The sequence below is a fragment of the Streptomyces sp. DSM 120436 genome (assembly GCF_055778765.1).
In genome coordinates, this window is record NZ_JBSKBS010000001.1 from 486,775 (window position 1) to 502,923 (window position 16,149).

A 16,149-nucleotide genomic window follows, 5' to 3' on the forward strand; every position below is an offset into this window, starting at 1 on the left:
CCTCGGAACCATGTGTTCCGGGGGCTTTTCGGTGTGCTCGCGAGGGGGGCTCTCCGGCGTTTCGCGGGGGCACCGTGCGTAGTTCCGCGGTCGCAAATCCGCGGGTTCCTTACGCGGCCTTCATCGTGCTACAACAGGTCTACACCACGCATTGGTGTAGACCACCGGACGCCGCCGTCCTTCCTGTCATCCGGGCGGCGCCATGCCCACTGGAGGAAGTTGTGTCCACGGCCAGCGCCGCTCCCGCGGCCGAGAAGAAGAAGGGCGCCGGCGTGATGGCTGTACTGCAGCGCATCGGCCGCAGCCTGATGCTGCCGGTGGCCGTCCTGCCCGCCGCCGCGCTGCTGGTGCGCCTCGGCAACGCCGACATGCTGGGGCGCCCGGAGTTCCCGGACTTCCTGACGAAGATCGCGTCCTTCATGACGGCCGGCGGCAACGCGATCCTCGACAACATGGCCCTGCTCTTCGCGGTCGGCATCGCCATCGGCTTCGCGAAGAAGTCGGACGGCTCGACCGCGCTCGCCGCCGTGGTCGGCTACCTGGTCTTCAAGAACGTCCTCGGCACGTTCACCGACGGCAGCCTGCCGAAGAAGGAAGCCATCGTCGACGGCGAGATCGTCATGGTGGAACAGGCGGTGGACGCCAAGGTGCTCGGCGGCGTGGTCATGGGCCTCGTCGTCGCCCTGCTCTACCAGCGCTTCTACCGCACCAAGCTGCCCGACTGGGCGGGCTTCTTCGGCGGCCGCCGGCTGGTCCCGATCCTGTCGGCCTTCGCCGGTCTGCTCATCGGCATCGTCTTCGGCTACATCTGGCCGGTCCTCGGCACGGGCCTGCACAACTTCGGCGAGTGGCTGGTCGGATCCGGCGCCGTCGGCGCGGGCATCTTCGGCGTCGCCAACCGCGCCCTGATCCCGGTCGGCATGCACCACCTGCTGAACTCCTTCCCGTGGTTCCAGGCGGGCGAGTACGAGGGCAAGAGCGGTGACATAGCCCGCTTCCTGGCCGGCGACCCGACCGCCGGGCAGTTCATGACCGGCTTCTTCCCGATCATGATGTTCGCGCTGCCCGCGGCCTGCCTGGCCATCGTGCACTGCGCCCGCCCCGAGCGCCGCAAGGTCGTCGGCGGCATGATGTTCTCCCTGGCGCTGACCTCGTTCGTCACCGGCGTGACGGAGCCGATCGAGTTCACGTTCATGTTCATCGCGCCGGTCCTGTACGCCATCCACGCGGTCCTCACCGGTGTGTCCATGGCGCTGACCTGGGCGCTGGGGATGAAGGACGGCTTCGGCTTCTCGGCCGGCGCGGTCGACTTCTTCCTGAACCTGGGCATCGCGACCAACCCGTGGGGCCTGGCCCTGGTCGGCCTGGTGTTCGCGGCGGTGTACTACGTGGTCTTCCGCTTCGCAATCACCAAGTTCAACCTGCCGACGCCGGGCCGCGAGTCCGACGAGGAGCTGGCGGAGCTGCAGAAGGCCGAGGCCAAGTAGCCCGCGCCGTACGACGCCGAAGGCCCCGGAACCGTCTCGGTTCCGGGGCCTTCGGCGTGCACTCGGGCGTGCCGCGGCTCAGATCTCGTACGTCGCCCCCGGCGCCGCCAGCTCCACCGGACCGTCGTACACCGCACGGGCGTCGGTGAGGTTGACCTGCGGGTCGGTCCACGGGGGGATGTGCGTGAGGACCAGCCGGCGGGCGCCCGCGCGGGCCGCCGACTCCCCCGCCTCGCGGCCGTTGAGGTGCAGGTCGGGGATGTCCTCCTTGCCGTGCGTGAAGGCGGCCTCGCACAGGAAGAGGTCGGCGTCCCGGGCGAGGTCGTCCAGCAGCGGGGTCGCCCCCGTGTCGCCGGAGTAGGTCAGCGTCTTCCCGCCGTGCTCGATGCGGATGCCGTACGCCTCGACCGGGTGCGCGACGCGTTCGGTGTGCACGAGGAACGGGCCGATCTCGAAGGTGGACGGCTTGACCGTGTGGAAGTCGAAGACCTCGCTCATGGAGGAGGCCGAGGGGGTGTCGGCGTAGGCGGTGGTCAGCCGGTGCTCGGTGCCCTCGGGGCCGTAGACCGGCAGCGGGGCGCAGCGGCCGCCGTCGTACCGGTAGTAACGCGCCACGAAGTAGGCGCACATGTCGATGCAGTGGTCGACGTGCAGGTGGCTGAGGAAGATCGCGTCGAGGTCGTAGAGACCGCAGTGGCGCTGCAGCTCGCCCAGGGCGCCGTTGCCCATGTCGAGGAGCAGCCGGAAGCCGTCGGCCTCGACGAGGTAGCTCGAGCAGGCCGATTCCGCGGACGGGAACGACCCCGAGCAGCCGACGACGGTGAGCTTCATGAAGCAGAAACCTCCGCTGGCGGGTGTGGGAAGACGGGGGTCGTGCGGTGCGTCGAGCGTAAGGCGCAAAACCTGTGGTCGCTCCTCCACCAGGTGCCGTTGTGGGCGAACTCACCTGTGCTGTCACCGGTTCGGCTGGAAGGGGCGCGCACGGGGGCGGGAGAGAGCGCGCGTCACCGGCTCGCGCCGGTACGGTCTGGGCATGAACACGGCCTGGTGGCTCGCGCTCGCCGCGGTGGTCCTGCTCGCCCTGGTCGCCGCCCTCGTCGACGGCTGGGGGCGGGGCCACCGCCCTCGCGGGCGCCGGCGGCCGGAGCGGGACGAGGGACCGGGGCGGGGCGGGGAGCCGGGGTGACGGCGCCCGGACACGCGTGAGGGGCCGGGGAGGGCGTCCCCGGCCCCTCACGCTCGTCCGGCTCGTCCGTGCCGGGCTACGCCCAGAGCTGTCCCTGGAGGGTTTCGATGGCTTCTTCCGTCGTCGCGGCCGTGTAGACGCCCGTCGACAGGTACTTCCAGCCGCCGTCGGCGACGACGAAGACCACGTCGGCGGACTCCCCCGCCTTCTGGGCCTTCTTCGCGACGCCGATCGCCGCGTGCAGGGCGGCGCCGGTGGAGACGCCGGCGAAGATGCCCTCCTGCTGGAGCAGTTCGCGGGTGCGGGTGACCGCGTCGGCGGAGCCGACGGAGAAGCGGGTGGTGAGGACGGAGGCGTCGTACAGCTCGGGGACGAAGCCCTCGTCGAGGTTGCGCAGGCCGTAGACCAGGTCGTCGTAGCGCGGCTCGGCGGCGACGATCCTCACGTCGGGCTTGTGCTCGCGCAGGTAGCGGCCGACGCCCATGAGGGTGCCGGTGGTGCCGAGGCCGGCGACGAAGTGGGTGAGCGAAGGGAGGTCGGCGAGGATCTCCGGGCCGGTGGTCGCGTAGTGGGCGCCCGCGTTGTCCGGGTTGCCGTACTGGTAGAGCATCACCCAGTCGGGGTGCTCGGCGGACAGCTCCTTGGCGACGCGCACGGCGGTGTTGGAGCCGCCCGCGGCCGGGGAGGAGATGATCTCCGCGCCCCACATGGCGAGCAGGTCGCGCCGCTCCTGCGAGGTGTTCTCGGGCATCACGCAGACCATGCGGTAGCCCTTGAGCCTCGCGGCCATGGCGAGCGAGATGCCGGTGTTGCCGGAGGTGGGCTCCAGGATGGTGCAGCCCGGGGTGAGGCGGCCGTCCTTCTCCGCCTGCTCGATCATGAACAGGGCGGGACGGTCCTTGATGGAGCCCGTCGGGTTGCGGTCCTCCAGCTTGGCCCAGATCCGCACGTCGGCGGAGGGCGACAGCCGCGGCAGGCGCACCAGGGGGGTGTTGCCCACCGCGGCCAGCGGGGAGTCGTACCGCATGCGGATCAGGCCGCCCCGCCGGCGACGGCCGGCAGGATCGTCACGTTGTCGCCGTCGCTGAGCTTGGTGCTGATGCCGTCGAGGAAGCGGACGTCCTCGTCGTTGAGGTAGACGTTGACGAAGCGGCGCAGCTGGCCGCCGTCCACGATGCGGTCCTGGATGCCCGCGTGCCGGGTCTCGAGGTCGGCGAAGAGCTCGGCGAGGGTGTTCCCGCTGCCCTCCACCGCCTTCTGGCCGTCGGTGTACTGGCGGAGGATGGTGGGGATGCGGACCTCGATGGCCATGGCTGAGGGCTCCTGTCGGAAGGTGTCGTGGGTTCTTCGACGGCGCACGGCGGCGCCGCGGCTCGGGGCCGTACGGCGGCGGCGGAACGTCAACAGATGGCGCTGTTCAGCCTGCACAGGTCGACGTGGAGCCGCGCCACGAGCAGGGTGCCCGGCGCCTTGTCGTCCACGTCGAAGAGAACCATGGGCTCATCGTATCGATTCCCGGTCCGGAACTCGGAGTGCGATCCCGGATCCCGGACTCGAACCGTCCGCCAGGTGAGATCAGTACGCGTCGACGACGCGCACCTCCTCCTCGGTGACCTCGCCCTCCAGGATGCGGAAGGAGCGGAACTGGAACTCGCCCGCGCCGTCGGCGTCGGCGGTGGAGACCAGCACGTAGTGGGCGCCGGGCTCGTTGGCGTAGGTGATGTCGGTGCGGGAGGGGTAGGCCTCGGTCGCGGTGTGCGAGTGGTAGATGACCACCGGCTCCTCGTCGCGGTCGTCCATCTCCCGGTACAGCTTCAGCAGGTCCTGGGAGTCGAACTCGTAGAACGTGGGCGAGCGGGCCGCGTTCAGCATGGGGATGAAGCGCTCGGGGCGGCCGGAGCCCGCCGGTCCCGCCACCACGCCGCACGCCTCGTCGGGGTGGTCCTCACGGGCGTGGGCGACGATCCGGTCGTACAGGGCCTGGGTGATGGTCAGCATGGGGCTCAGGATAAGCAGACGGGTCGTTCCGTACCGAGGGGTGGTACGGAACGGCCCGGATGCCGGACGCCTTGAGCGGTGGCGGCGGGGAGTCCCACGAGGGCTCCCCGTGCGCCGGCGTCCCGCGGGGTGGTCAGCCGGCCTTCTCGGACCGGCTCTCGTCGCGGTCCGCGACCGCCGGGTCGCCCCTCTTCAGCACGGCCCGGCCGGTCCGGACGCCCTTGAGTCACCACCTGAGCGGACGCCGCAGGCGGGACGGGGGACACGGAAGGGGCCCGTCCGCACCGGCGACCGGTGCGGACGGGCCCCTGGGCCGGGAGAGGGCGCTCAGGGCGCCTGGGCCGGCTCCGGCTCCGAGGGACCGGCGTCCGGCGCCGACGCCCCCGAGCGGCGGTCGCGGACGTAGGCGAGGAAGGAGTCCAGTTCGCGCTTGACCACGGGGGCCAGCAGGTAGAGACCGATGATGTTGAACACCGACAGCAGGAACAGCGCCGAGTCGGCCAGGCTGATCAGCGAGTCGAGGGAGAGCAGCGAGCCCGCGACCACGAAGACGCTCCACACCACCTTGAAGACGGTCTCGCTGGTCTTGCTGCGGCCGAAGAGGTACGCCCACGCCTTCAGGCCGTAGTAGCCCCAGGTGAGGATCGTGGAGAAGGCGAACAGCAGCACCGCGACGGTGAGCAGGTTCGGGAACCAGGGCAGCACGGTCTCGAAGGCGTCGGAGGTGATGGTGACGCCGCCGATGTCCTTGCCCTCGCGGGCCGCGTCCCAGCTGGCGGGCGCGGCGATCACGATGGTCAGCGCGGTCATGGTGCAGACGATGACCGTGTCGATGAACGGCTCCAGCAGGGCGACCAGGCCCTCGCTCGCGGGGTGCTTGGTCTTCACCGCGGAGTGCGCGATGGGTGCGGAGCCCAGGCCGGCCTCGTTGGAGAAGGCGGCGCGCTGGAAACCGACGATCAGGGCGCCGATGACACCGCCCGCGACCCCCTCGGCCTCGAAGGCGCCCCGGAAGATGGTGCCGATGGCGTCGGGCACGGCGGTGACGTTGGTCAGGATGACGACCAGACACGCGACCACGTACATGATCGCCATGGCCGGGACCAGGCGGCTGGTCACCGAGGCGATGGAGCGGATGCCGCCGAGCAGCACCAGGCCCACGAGGGCGGCGACCACGAGGCCGAACAGCACGGCGCCCGCGGAGGAGGCCAGGAAGCCGTCCTCGCCGCCGAAGGTGGAGGAGATCTGCGCGTAGCTCTGGTTGGTCTGGAAGAGGTTGCCGCCGAACAGGCCGAAGAACAGGATCATCACGGAGGCGAGGACCGCGAGCACCTTGCCGAGCTTGGCGCCGCCGCGGCCGAAGCGGTCGGCGAGGCCCTTGGGCAGGTAGTGCATCGGACCGCCGGAGACGGTGCCGTCGGGGTGCTCCTCGCGGTACTTCACACCGAGGGTGACCTCGACGAACTTGGTGGCCATGCCGAGCAGGCCGCAGAGGATCATCCAGAAGGTGGCGCCGGGTCCGCCGATGGAGACCGCGACGGCCACACCGGCGATGTTGCCGAGGCCGACGGTGCCGGAGACGGCGGCGGTCAGCGCCTGGAAGTGGTTCACCTCGCCGGGTGAGCCCTTCTCGTCGTAGCGGCCGCGCACGACGTCGAAGGCGAGTTTGAGCTTGCGGGCCTGGATGAGCCCGAACCAGGCGGTGAAGACCAGGCCGGCGATCACCAGCCAGGCGACGATCAGGGGGAGGTCGGTCCCGGCGACGGGGACGGTGTAGAAGACGATGTCGCCGATCGCGGTCGCGACAGGGTCGAAGAAATCGCTGACGGCGTCGTCAATGGTCGTGGTGATGGAGTCGAGTGACATCGAACTTCCTCGGGTGACGCGGAAACGTTTTGGCGTGTGCGGAGCGCGGGCGTCTCGGGCGTGGCCCGCGTCCGGTCCGGCGGACGGCGGTCGGGGAAGGCCCCTGGGCGGGGGCGCGTCCGTGTCGGGCAGGCGTACACACCGGCTGGGACCGGCTTCCGTGCTCACCACCGCGTCGGCGGCGCAAGCGGGTTGCCGATTCTTACCACGCACCCACCGGCCCACAAGTGGCCCAGGTCACAAAAAAACGCCCCTGCGGCACAAATGCGCAGGGGCGGTGACACTATCGTTATTCGAACTTGAGGTTCTTCTGAGCGAACACATCACGACATTTTCCGGACGGTCCCGGACACTTTCAGGCCATGAGCGTCGAGACGAGCGTCTCCTGGAGACCACCCAGCCAGAGGTACGCCATCACCATCGGCTTGCGCGGGTCCTCGTCCGGGAGGTGGAACAGCAGATCGCCGTCGTCCTCGTCGGAGATCTCCAGCCGGGCCCCGATCGCCAGGCGCAGGTCGTTCAGCGCGCCGAGCCACCGCCGGGACTCCTCCGGCGACAGCTCGAGCACCCCGCCGCCGGCCGACCTGAGTCCGTCCAGGGAGCGGATCACCGCCAGCGCGTTGTCCCGCTTGCCGGCCCGCAGGTCGTTCTCCGTGTACCGGCGGAACTCGGCGGAGTACGCCCGCCGCTCCTCGGCCTCCGCCGCCCGCGGGGCGCCCTCGGGGTCGACGTAGGCGTCCGGGAAGAGCCGGCGCAGCACCGGGTCGGAGGGCGGTTCGCTGGGGCCCTCGGCGAAGAGCTCCGCGAGCGGGTCGCCGCCGGGCTCCGCGGCCGGGCCGGGTCCGATGATCTCCATGAGCTGCACGGCGAGCGAGCGGATGATGGAGATCTCGACGTCGTCGAGGGCGACGGCCGCGCCGCCGCCGGGGAGCGGTTCGAAGTGTCCTGGCATGGGGGCGATTCGCTGCTTCCGGTCCTGCGGGCGGGTTCGGGCCACGTCCGGTGCGGTCATGTCCGGCTTCACTTCCGGTCGTGCTGGAGGGTGGCCCACAGGCCGTAGCCGTGCATGGCCTGGACGTCGCGCTCCATCTCCTCGCGGGTGCCGCTGGAGACGACGGCCCGGCCCTTGTGGTGGACGTCGAGCATGAGCTTGGTGGCCTTGTCCTTGGAGTAGCCGAAGTACGTCTGGAAGACGTACGTCACGTAGCTCATGAGGTTGACCGGGTCGTTGTGGACGATCGTGACCCACGGGACGTCGGGCTCGGGGACGGCGAAGACCTCCTCCGCCGACTCGGTGCGTTCGATCTCCAGGGGTGCGGGTGACGTCACACTGCCCATGCTGCCACCGGTGGGGGGTGGTCGCACAAACCGGCCCGCTCGAGAGCCGCCCGGAACCGCCCCGGGAGGCGCCCGGCAAGCGAGCCGGAACCCTAAATCGTCAGAGTGACGAAATGGGGGTACCATCCTCGCCATGGACACAGCGGACCTGGGGCTGCCGGTGGATGTTCCGTCCACGGCGCTCTTCACCGACCAGTACGAACTGACGATGCTGCAGGCGGCGCTGAAGGCCGGCACGGCCGGCCGGCACAGCGTGTTCGAGGTCTTCACCCGGCGCCTGCCGCACGGCCGCCGCTACGGCGTCGTGGCGGGCACCGGGCGGGTGCTCGACGCGGTGGAGAACTTCCGCCTCGACGAGGGCGTGCTGCGCTTCCTGCGCGAGAAGGCCGTCGTCGACGAGGAGACCCTGGACTGGCTGGCCGGCTACCGCTTCTCCGGCGACATCTGGGGCTACCCCGAGGGCGAGGTCTACTTCCCCGGCTCGCCGATCATGCGGGTGGAGGGCAGCTTCGCCGAGTGCGTGCTGCTGGAGACGGTGATCCTGTCGATCCTCAACCACGACTCGGCCATCGCCGCCGCGGCCTCCCGGATGTCGTCCGCCGCCGGCGGCCGGCCGCTGATCGAGATGGGCGCCCGCCGCACCCACGAGCTGGCCGCCGTCGCCGCCGCCCGCGCCGCCTACATCGGCGGCTTCTCCTCCACCTCCGACCTGGCGGCCGGGTTCCGCTACAACATCCCCACCGTCGGCACCTCCGCCCACGCCTTCACCCTGCTGCACGACAGCGAGCGGGACGCCTTCCGCGCCCAGGTGGACTCCCTCGGCGCGGGCACGACGCTGCTGGTGGACACCTACGACGTGACCGAGGCGGTCCGCGCCGCCGTCGAGGTCGCCGGTCCCGGGCTGGGCGCGGTGCGGATCGACTCCGGCGACCTGCTGCTGGTGGCGCACCGGGTGCGGCAGCAGCTCGACGAGCTGGGCGCCCGCGACACGAAGATCGTCGTGACCTCGGACCTGGACGAGTACGCCATCGCCTCGCTGGCCGCGGCGCCGGTGGACGCGTACGGGGTGGGCACCCAGCTCGTCACCGGCTCCGGGCACCCGACCGCGTCCATGGTCTACAAGCTGGTCGCGCGCGCGGAGTCCGCCGATCCGGGGGCGCCGCTGGTGCCGGTGGCGAAGAAGTCCACCGGCGGCAAGACCTCCGTGGGCGGCCGCAAGTGGGCCGCGCGGCGGCTGGACGCGGACGGGATCGCCGAGGCCGAGGTGATCGGCACCGGCGAGGTCCCGCCCGAGCTGGCCGAACGGCAGCTGCTGGTGCCGCTGGTCCGGGGCGGCGAGGTGATCGCCCGCGAGCCGCTGGACGTGGTCCGCGACCGGCACGCCGCCGCCCGCGCCGGTCTCCCGCTGTCCGCGACGCAGCTCTCGCGCGGGGAACCCGTCCTTCCGACGGAGTACGCGCACGGGCCGTCGGGTAGCTAGAGGCAAGCCGACGGCGCGCGTCCCCCGTCCGCGTCACACCCGTCCACGGGGCCGGAGGTCCACCCCGCCCGGCCCCCCCCCCTGATCCAACCGTCCCCAGAGCCGAAGGACACCGACCATGCGCCGCGCACTGATCGTCGTAGACGTGCAGAACGACTTCTGCGAGGGGGGCAGCCTCGCCGTCACCGGCGGCGCCGCCGTGGCCGCCGCCGTGACCGAGCTGATCGGCCAGGCCGCCCCGACCGGGTACCGGCACGTGGTCGCCACCCGGGACCACCACGTCGACCCCGGCGACCACTTCTCCGACCGCCCCGACTTCGTCCGCTCCTGGCCCGCCCACTGCGTGGCCGGCACCGAGGGCGTCGGCTTCCACCCGAACTTCGCGCCCGCGGTCGCCTCCGGGGCGGTCGACGCCGTCTTCGACAAGGGGGCGTACACGGCGGCCTACAGCGGTTTCGAGGGCGCCGACGAGAACGGCACGCCGCTCGCGCGCTGGCTGCGGGAGCGGGAGGTCGACGAGGTGGACGTGGTGGGCATCGCCACGGACCACTGCGTGCGGGCCACCGCGCTGGACGCGGTGCGGGAGGGCTTCCGCACCCAGGTGCTGCTCGACCTCACCGCGGGGGTGTCCCGGGAGACGACCGAGCGGGCGCTGGAGGAGCTGCGGCAGGCGGGCGTGGAGCTGTCCGGCAAGCCGGTCGTGTCGTGAGCCGCGCCCGCGGGTGACGCCCGCCGGCCGGCGCCCGGACGCCCCGGCCCGGGTCAGGCGGGAGCGGCCGGGCGCCCGAGCAGCGCCCGGATCGGGTGCCAGAGCTCCACCGGCAGCGCTCCCCCGGCGGGCGCCGTGCGCCATATCAGGCCGTCGGGATGGTGCAGGACCGCGGTGATCTCGTCGGGTGTGGGCGGCGCGGTGTTCCCGCGCAGGTAGACGGCGCGCAGGCCCAGGTTGCGCAGCCTGGTCAGGGCGCGCGCCCGGTTCTGTGCGTGGACCAGCACCCGTACCCCGGCCGGGGCGCCGACGCCGGGACTGGGCAGGTTCAGCGCCACCACCACCGTGCCGTTCGGCAGCTTGCAGAAACCTCCTGCGGCCATGCGGTCATACCCCCGTGTCGCCAGGTGTCAATAAGAGAGCCACAGGAGGACCTAAACACGGATCGGCGGCGACCCGCCAGGGGGTCACCGCCGATCACGCTCTGACCTGCGAGAACGCTATTTACCTGCCCGCAGGGCCCACCTCGAGCTCGATCGTGGAGCCGTCCCTGGCCTCCTTGGTGATCTTGATCTTGGTGTTGGTGTCAGTGACCTGGACGCTGCCGGTCGGGTTCGCCGGGTCCCAGTAGGTGTTCTTGCGGTCGTTGAAGACCGACACGCCCTTCGAGGACGGGACGTACGTGGCGACGTCCGCCTTGTGCAGCATCATGCCGTCGGTGCGGAACCTGCTGAACGTGGCGTCGTAGGTCTGGATGCGGTTGCGCATCAGCGTGCCGTCGGACCACTTCAGCGCGGTCGGGTGGGAGTCGACCGGGAGGATCAGACCCTGGCCCGGGTGCTGGCTGGTGTTGTTGTCCGGCTGGGAGGTGTCCCACTTCCAGATCAGCAGACCGTTCTGGTACGCGTAGTGCTCGACCCAGTCCGGGCGGGCCGTGAAGCCGAAGTTGTACGGGCCGACCTTCAGGGTCCTGTCGTACGACACGTACTGCCGGTTCTCGGCGATGTAGTACTGCTCGTAGTCCTTGGTGAAGGACGCGCCGATGCGGGAGAAGCCGGTCGCCTTCCAGGCGGCGTCGGCGGTCTCGGCGTTGTCGGAGAACACCGTCTCGCCGTCCGCGGTCACCGCGATCGCGTCGGCCGTGAAGCCCTTCTGGGCCACGCCGCCGTCGGTCTGGTAGCGGAAGCGCAGGTCGATCTTCTGGCCGGCGTAGGCGTCGAGGCTGTACGCGAACCTCTGGTAGCCGTCGAGCGTGCCGTGCAGGGCGGGCTTGTCGCTGCCGTCGCGCGGGATCTGCCGGCCGTCCACCGTGCCGTCGATCGCGGTCCAGTTGGCGCCGCCGTCGGTCGACACCTCGGTGTAGAGGAAGTCGTAGTTGGCCTCGATGTCGTACCAGCCGTCGAAGGTGAGCTCGGCGGAGGTCCTGCCGGTCAGGTCGACCGTGCGGCTCAGGGTGTTCCTGAGGTCGTCACCGCTGCCGCTCCACCACTGGGTCCGCCCCTCGGACGGCTCGATGACCTCGGTGGTGACGGCCTTCTTCGGCAACGTCACGACCAGGGCCTGCTTGTGCTTGGTGTTGTACTCGGCGAGGCCCAGCTTGTGCCAGGAGCTGACCCCGGCCTTGGCCGTGTCGTAGTTCAGCCAGCCCAGCTGCAGCTTGTCCCAGGCGGTCATGTCGCCGGGCAGGTCGCCGATCTCCTTCTTGCCGGTGCCGAGCCAGGAGCCGGACGACATCAGCGTCCAGAAGCCGGTGGAGTTCTCGCCGCCCGCGGTGTCGTAGAGGTCCGGCAGACCGAGGTCGTGGCCGTACTCGTGGGCGAAGACGCCGAGTCCGCCGTTCTCCGGCTGGATGGTGTAGTCGCCGACCCAGATGCCGGTGTCGCCGATCTTCGCGCCGCCGAGCTTGTTGAACTCGGGGCCGGTGGCGCCGGCGTCGGTGCCGAAGGCGTACCAGCGGTGGGCCCAGATCGCGTCCTCGCCCTGGGCGCCGCCGCCGGCGGACTCGTCCTCGCCGGCGTGCACGATCTGGAAGTGGTCGATGTAACCGTCGGGCTCGTTGAAGTCGCCGTCGCCGTCGTGGTCGTAGCGGTCCCACTCGTCGTAGCGGGCCACCTGGGCCTTGATCTGGGCGTCGGTGCGGCCGGCCGCCCTCTGCTGCTCGACCCAGGCGTCCAGACCGTCGCTGACCACGTTCCAGACGCTGGAGCAGGTGCTGTCGCCGCAGTAGTTGGAGCCGTAACGGGCCTCGTTGTACGGCACCTTGACCCAGTCGGAGACCTCGCCCTCGACCGAGTAGCGGCCCGAGGACTGCTTCTCGAAGTAGGTCTTGACCGAGTCGACGCCCTTGCCGGACCCGAAGTACAGCTCCTCGAAGTGCTGCTGGTCGTAGTCCTCCTGCCAGGCCGTGGAGTTGTCGACCTTGCGGTCCGGCTTGGCGATCTGGTTGTGCAGCGGGCCGGGGGTGCCGCCGTACCGGCTGTCGATCTTGTCGCCGAACTCGACCAGGATGGTGAAGATCTTGTCGGTCTTCTCCCGGCCCAGCTCGACGTACTTGGTGTCGCCCTTCTTGCTCTTCAGCCCGACGACCTTCGAGCCGTCGCGGTTCTTGACCGACGCCTTGCCGGACAGCACCTGGTTCAGGGCTTCTTCCCGCTGGGCCGCCTGCGTCTTGGAGAGCGGGCCCTCGAGGTCGTGGTCGACGTGCTGGTGCGACGCCGGGTCCTGCCGGTCCACGGCGCTCGGGCTGCCGGCCGGGGCGGCCGTGTCGGCCTGGGCCGTGGTGAACGCAGAGCAGGTGGCGGTGGCCGCCGCGAGGGCCACGCCTATCGCGGCCGCTCTGAACGTCCAGGGTCTACTGGTCACTTGAGATCCCCTCCCGCGTGCGTGCGCGCGGACGAAGGAGGTTCCGTCCGGGAAGGTCCCGCGCGCACGTGATCAACGCGTGTAGTCAAGTGACGTCATTGGACTAGAGGTTCGTCAGAAAAAACAGACCTTGACTTGAACAGATCAAAAGCGTTATGCGGAGCGGCGGTTCGCATTGCGGACACTTCCGCGCGAAAATCCGGCGGGCGCGTCGCCCCGGCCCCGTGTGGGGCGTCATGAATCCGTGCGCCCCCTGTGCACCGGCCCTGTCGGTCAGGTCACGCTTACCGTCCGTTCCCCTCGGGCACGCTCGCGGATAGAGTCGCTTGGCGGAACGCCCTTGAGCGGGTGAAAGCCAGGCCGACAGCCCCCGACTTCCGAGGACACGATGGCCATGCCCCGTCCGACCGTCGCTCAGTTCGCCTACGGCTCGTGCGCCGTGATCCTGTCGACCCTCGCCTTGCTCCTGCTGTCCGGAACGAGCTCCGGCGCGGGCATCGCGGCGGTCGCCGTCGTGGCGCTCGCCCTGGGACTCGTGGTGGCCGTGCGCGTCCCGGCCCCCGCGTCCCGGCGGCCCGCCCCGGCCCGGCCCGCGACGCCGCTCCCGGTACGGGCCACGCTGCCGTCGCCGTCCCGTGAGCAGGCCCGCGAGCCGGTCCACGAGCGGGCGGCGTCCTGACACTCCGTCCGGCTGCCGTGCGGCGGTCCCCGGCCGCGCGACGACCGGGTCTCACCGGTCCGTGACCACGACGGTCCTGGCCGCCTTGTCGTGCAGGCCCTGCTTGTAGGGACGGTCGAAGAAGCTCCAGCCGCCCGCGATCGCGGTCCACACGCAGGCGCAGCAGAAGGCGAACGGCAGCCACAGCACGGCCGCGCGGATCAGCGCGGTCTGCACCGAGGGGTTGGAGCCGTCGGCGAGTTCGGCCACCCGCATGCCCAGCCACTTCTTGCCGAGGGTGCGGCCGAAGCGGACGGTCATGAAGGTGTCGTACGCGATGTAGAGGGCCGCGGCGATGACCGACTGGACGAACCCGTTGCCGACGTTGACCCGGTCGCCGTCGAAGTCGTACTCGCTGACCCCGAGGGGCCAGGTGAGCAGCCAGACGACGATGCCGACGAGGATCATGTCGATGATGCGGGCGAGCGTGCGCCGGGCGCTGTCGGCGAGCGGGGGCATCCCGGCCGGCGGGTCGCCCGGCCCGCCGCCGTGGGGGCCGCCACCGGGGCCGCCGCCGTACGGCCCTCCGGGTCCTGAGCCGTACGGGCCGCCGCTGCCGCCGTAGGGCCCGCCCGCTCCCCCGCCGCCGTAGGGGCCGCCGCCTCCGTACGGGCCGCCGCCGCCCTGTCCGGGCGGGGGCGTGCCGCCGGGGGTGTCGTACGGGGAGCCGGGGCCCGGGCCGGGGGAGCCCGGCGGGGGCTGTTTCCTGAACGGGTCCTCGTCCGGCGGCGGCTGACCGGATCCGGGGGGCGGTTCGGTGGTCATGTCCCCGAGTCGATCCCGAACCCCGCGGCCCCGCATCCGGCGCGCCGCCGTCCGGAGTACCGGACACCGCCCGCCGGGCCGACGCGCCGTCAGGCGGCGGCGACGAAGGTGTGCGCGGCCTTGTCGTGCCAGCACTGGCGCCACGGCCTGTCGAACAGGCACCACAGCACGCCGACGACCCCGACCACGAGCAGTCCGGGCACGCTGTAGACCAGCCAGCGCCGCAGGGCCGCGCCGAACTCCGGCGCCTCGTGCGCCTCGATGTCCCGCACCTCGATGCCCATCAGCCGCTTGCCCAGCGTACGGCCCCACTTGACGGTGGGCAGCACCTCGAGGAGCACCCCGCCGAGCAGCAGGACGGCGAGGACGATGCCGAGGTGGACCGAGGTGGTGCCGTCGATCAGCCACACCGTGACGGTCCGCCCGGACAGCTTGGCCGCCTCGATCTTCGCGTCGATGTGGTCCAGGGCCTTCGCGCCGAGGGGCACGGCGGCCGCGGCGGTGACGGCGCCGAGGACGACCGTGTCGAGCAGCCGGGCGGCCAGCCGCCGGCCGAGGGCGGCGGGGCGGGCCGCGGCCTGGCGGCGGGCGGCGGCCTGGAACGGGTCGTCGGCCGGCGGCTTCCAGGGTGCGACCGGCGGCTCCTGGGCGGTGCCCGCGAGCCGGTGCACCTGCTGCGGCCAGGAGGGCTGCCCGCCGCCGGGACCGGACGTCAGCGGCGCCGAGGCTGCCGGAGCCGCGAGGGACGCCGGAGTCGCCGGGACCGCCGGGGACACCGGAGCCGCCGGGGTCGCCGGGACCGCCGGGGACACCGGAGCCGCCGGGGTCGCCGGGGTCGCCGGGGCGGCCGGGGTCGCCGGGGCGGCCGGGGCGGCCGGGGTCGCCGGGGCAGTCACGGCCGGGGCGGCGGACGCGGGGCCGGTGGTCTGCGGGGGCACGCCGGGCGCGGTGGCCTGCTGCGGGCCGGACGGCGCCGCGGCGGGCGCGGGCGCCGACGCGGCGGCGGCGCGCTCGGCCGCGGCCTTCCCGGCGGTGAAGCCGGGCCGCCCGGCGCCGCTCGCGGCCGTCTCCCCGGCGCGCGGGGAGACCGCGCGGAAGGTCATCGTGCCCTCGTCGGGGGACTCCGCCGCGCCGCCGGCCGGGGCCGGCTGCCGCGCGGGGGCGGCCGTCGGCCTGCGGAACACGAACGTCCCGTCCGCCCGCGGGGCGTCCGGGGCGGCGGCCGCGGGCTCGGCGGCGGCCGGGTCGCTCCGCTCCGCCGCCGGGGTGTGCGGCACCCGCGGGTCGGCTCCCCAGGAGACCTTGCGGTCCCGTTCGCCCCCGAAGCCGGACTGCCGGGAGCGGTCGGCGCCCCACGCCGAGGCGGGCTCGGGCCGGCTGCCGTGCTGCGCCTCGGCCGGGGACGGGGACGGGTCCGCCGGGGCGGGCGCGTCGTCCGGGTCCTCGTCGAAGAAGTGCGGGCCGGTCTCCTCCACGGACGGCCGGGCCGGGGCGGCGCCGGGCGGCGGGGCGAGCGGCTCGCCGTCGGCGGGCGCCGGACGGCTGGTGCCCGGCACCCAGGAGGCGCCGTTCCAGTACCGGACGTATCCGGGAATGGAGGGGTCCGGGTAGTACCCCTCGCGGGGCCTGTCGTCTCCGGGTGCCGGGGTTGGGGCGCTCATGTCCGTCGTCCCGTATCTGCTCGAGGGATGGGTCGGGGGCCACCACATCTATCAGACGGGCGGGGGCCGGACGGGCCGT

16 protein-coding genes and 1 pseudogene are annotated in these 16,149 nt (G+C 72.0%); 5 read left to right on the forward strand and 12 right to left on the reverse strand.

Translation table 11 applies throughout. From position 1 onward, the window contains the following. Positions 1-221 precede the first annotated feature (221 nt). On the forward strand, positions 222-1,487 hold the full coding sequence (locus ACWH4W_RS02200) for a PTS transporter subunit EIIC (RefSeq protein WP_473074165.1): 1,266 nt from the start codon (positions 222-224) through the stop codon (positions 1,485-1,487). 78 nt (positions 1,488-1,565) lie between these two features. Here the strand turns inward: ACWH4W_RS02200 and ACWH4W_RS02205 are convergent, their stop codons facing one another. Continuing rightward, positions 1,566-2,318, reverse strand: a complete 753-nt coding sequence (locus ACWH4W_RS02205; protein WP_473074166.1) for an MBL fold metallo-hydrolase — start codon at positions 2,316-2,318, stop codon at positions 1,566-1,568. A gap of 202 nt (positions 2,319-2,520) precedes the next feature. Here ACWH4W_RS02205 and ACWH4W_RS02210 point away from each other — a divergent pair. Continuing rightward, positions 2,521-2,661: pseudogene (locus ACWH4W_RS02210) on the forward strand (type II toxin-antitoxin system PemK/MazF family toxin); the annotation flags it as partial. Positions 2,662-2,749: 88 nt separating this feature from the next. Here the strand turns inward: ACWH4W_RS02210 and ACWH4W_RS02215 are convergent. From ACWH4W_RS02215 to clpS, 7 genes are all read right to left on the reverse strand, one after another. Beyond that, positions 2,750-3,700: a PLP-dependent cysteine synthase family protein gene (locus tag ACWH4W_RS02215; RefSeq protein WP_473074167.1), complete on the reverse strand. Its 951-nt coding sequence runs from the start codon at positions 3,698-3,700 to the stop codon at positions 2,750-2,752. 5 nt (positions 3,701-3,705) lie between these two features. After that, on the reverse strand, positions 3,706-3,984 hold the full coding sequence (locus ACWH4W_RS02220; RefSeq protein ID WP_473074168.1) for a MoaD/ThiS family protein: 279 nt from the start codon (positions 3,982-3,984) through the stop codon (positions 3,706-3,708). An 89-nt stretch (positions 3,985-4,073) separates the two neighbouring features. Continuing rightward, on the reverse strand, positions 4,074-4,169 hold the full coding sequence (locus ACWH4W_RS02225) for a putative leader peptide (RefSeq protein WP_006131669.1): 96 nt from the start codon (positions 4,167-4,169) through the stop codon (positions 4,074-4,076). Positions 4,170-4,248: 79 nt separating this feature from the next. After that, positions 4,249-4,671 carry a M67 family metallopeptidase gene (locus ACWH4W_RS02230; protein ID WP_473074169.1) on the reverse strand — a complete coding sequence of 141 codons (423 nt, stop codon included), beginning with the start codon at positions 4,669-4,671 and terminating at the stop codon, positions 4,249-4,251. A 327-nt stretch (positions 4,672-4,998) separates the two neighbouring features. Beyond that, entirely contained in the window at positions 4,999-6,537 is a 1,539-nt protein-coding gene (locus tag ACWH4W_RS02235; RefSeq protein ID WP_473074170.1) for an alanine/glycine:cation symporter family protein, read from the reverse strand. 355 nt (positions 6,538-6,892) lie between these two features. Beyond that, positions 6,893-7,489, reverse strand: coding sequence for a DUF2017 domain-containing protein (locus ACWH4W_RS02240; RefSeq protein WP_473074171.1), 597 nt, complete (start codon positions 7,487-7,489; stop codon positions 6,893-6,895). Between the two features lie 68 nt (positions 7,490-7,557). Continuing rightward, on the reverse strand, positions 7,558-7,875 hold the full coding sequence (clpS, locus tag ACWH4W_RS02245; protein WP_006131673.1) for an ATP-dependent Clp protease adapter ClpS: 318 nt from the start codon (positions 7,873-7,875) through the stop codon (positions 7,558-7,560). Between the two features lie 133 nt (positions 7,876-8,008). Here clpS and ACWH4W_RS02250 point away from each other — a divergent pair, with 133 nt between their 5' ends. Further along, positions 8,009-9,355, forward strand: coding sequence for a nicotinate phosphoribosyltransferase (locus tag ACWH4W_RS02250; RefSeq protein ID WP_473074172.1), 1,347 nt, complete (start codon positions 8,009-8,011; stop codon positions 9,353-9,355). A gap of 118 nt (positions 9,356-9,473) precedes the next feature. Beyond that, positions 9,474-10,064: an isochorismatase family protein gene (locus tag ACWH4W_RS02255; RefSeq protein WP_473074173.1), complete on the forward strand. Its 591-nt coding sequence runs from the start codon at positions 9,474-9,476 to the stop codon at positions 10,062-10,064. Positions 10,065-10,117: 53 nt separating this feature from the next. Here ACWH4W_RS02255 and ACWH4W_RS02260 read toward each other — a convergent pair whose 3' ends face one another. After that, positions 10,118-10,447 carry a hypothetical protein gene (locus tag ACWH4W_RS02260; protein ID WP_473074174.1) on the reverse strand — a complete coding sequence of 110 codons (330 nt, stop codon included), beginning with the start codon at positions 10,445-10,447 and terminating at the stop codon, positions 10,118-10,120. Between the two features lie 121 nt (positions 10,448-10,568). Then, complete coding sequence (locus tag ACWH4W_RS02265) at positions 10,569-12,926, reverse strand: immune inhibitor A domain-containing protein (RefSeq protein WP_473074175.1); 2,358 nt, start codon at positions 12,924-12,926, stop codon at positions 10,569-10,571. A 388-nt stretch (positions 12,927-13,314) separates the two neighbouring features. Between ACWH4W_RS02265 and ACWH4W_RS02270 the strand changes: the two genes are divergently transcribed. After that, the gene (locus ACWH4W_RS02270) at positions 13,315-13,605 is read left to right on the forward strand and encodes a hypothetical protein (protein WP_473074176.1); all 291 of its coding nucleotides are present in this window, start codon (positions 13,315-13,317) and stop codon (positions 13,603-13,605) included. A gap of 51 nt (positions 13,606-13,656) precedes the next feature. Here ACWH4W_RS02270 and ACWH4W_RS02275 read toward each other — a convergent pair whose 3' ends face one another. Both ACWH4W_RS02275 and ACWH4W_RS02280 read right to left on the reverse strand, forming a co-directional pair. Next, complete coding sequence (locus ACWH4W_RS02275) at positions 13,657-14,409, reverse strand: RDD family protein (RefSeq protein WP_473074177.1); 753 nt, start codon at positions 14,407-14,409, stop codon at positions 13,657-13,659. An 89-nt stretch (positions 14,410-14,498) separates the two neighbouring features. After that, positions 14,499-16,070 carry an RDD family protein gene (locus ACWH4W_RS02280; RefSeq protein WP_473074178.1) on the reverse strand — a complete coding sequence of 524 codons (1,572 nt, stop codon included), beginning with the start codon at positions 16,068-16,070 and terminating at the stop codon, positions 14,499-14,501. Positions 16,071-16,149: the final 79 nt, after the last annotated feature.

What these genes read in the sequence shown, in the direction of transcription:
- ACWH4W_RS02220 (WP_473074168.1), bottom strand. Translation starts at nt 3,984, where the DNA reads ATGGCCATCGAGGTCCGCATCCCCACCATCCTCCGCCAGTACACCGAC.
- ACWH4W_RS02235 (WP_473074170.1), bottom strand. Translation starts at nt 6,537, where the DNA reads ATGTCACTCGACTCCATCACCACGACCATTGACGACGCCGTCAGCGAT.
- ACWH4W_RS02275 (WP_473074177.1), bottom strand. Translation starts at nt 14,409, where the DNA reads ATGACCACCGAACCGCCCCCCGGATCCGGTCAGCCGCCGCCGGACGAG.
- ACWH4W_RS02260 (WP_473074174.1), bottom strand. Translation starts at nt 10,447, where the DNA reads ATGGCCGCAGGAGGTTTCTGCAAGCTGCCGAACGGCACGGTGGTGGTG.
- ACWH4W_RS02250 (WP_473074172.1), top strand. Translation starts at nt 8,009, where the DNA reads ATGGACACAGCGGACCTGGGGCTGCCGGTGGATGTTCCGTCCACGGCG.
- ACWH4W_RS02205 (WP_473074166.1), bottom strand. Translation starts at nt 2,318, where the DNA reads ATGAAGCTCACCGTCGTCGGCTGCTCGGGGTCGTTCCCGTCCGCGGAA.
- ACWH4W_RS02240 (WP_473074171.1), bottom strand. Translation starts at nt 7,489, where the DNA reads ATGCCAGGACACTTCGAACCGCTCCCCGGCGGCGGCGCGGCCGTCGCC.
- clpS (WP_006131673.1), bottom strand. Translation starts at nt 7,875, where the DNA reads ATGGGCAGTGTGACGTCACCCGCACCCCTGGAGATCGAACGCACCGAG.
- ACWH4W_RS02280 (WP_473074178.1), bottom strand. Translation starts at nt 16,070, where the DNA reads ATGAGCGCCCCAACCCCGGCACCCGGAGACGACAGGCCCCGCGAGGGG.
- ACWH4W_RS02270 (WP_473074176.1), top strand. Translation starts at nt 13,315, where the DNA reads ATGGCCATGCCCCGTCCGACCGTCGCTCAGTTCGCCTACGGCTCGTGC.
- ACWH4W_RS02255 (WP_473074173.1), top strand. Translation starts at nt 9,474, where the DNA reads ATGCGCCGCGCACTGATCGTCGTAGACGTGCAGAACGACTTCTGCGAG.
- ACWH4W_RS02230 (WP_473074169.1), bottom strand. Translation starts at nt 4,671, where the DNA reads ATGCTGACCATCACCCAGGCCCTGTACGACCGGATCGTCGCCCACGCC.
- ACWH4W_RS02215 (WP_473074167.1), bottom strand. Translation starts at nt 3,700, where the DNA reads ATGCGGTACGACTCCCCGCTGGCCGCGGTGGGCAACACCCCCCTGGTG.
- ACWH4W_RS02225 (WP_006131669.1), bottom strand. Translation starts at nt 4,169, where the DNA reads ATGGTTCTCTTCGACGTGGACGACAAGGCGCCGGGCACCCTGCTCGTG.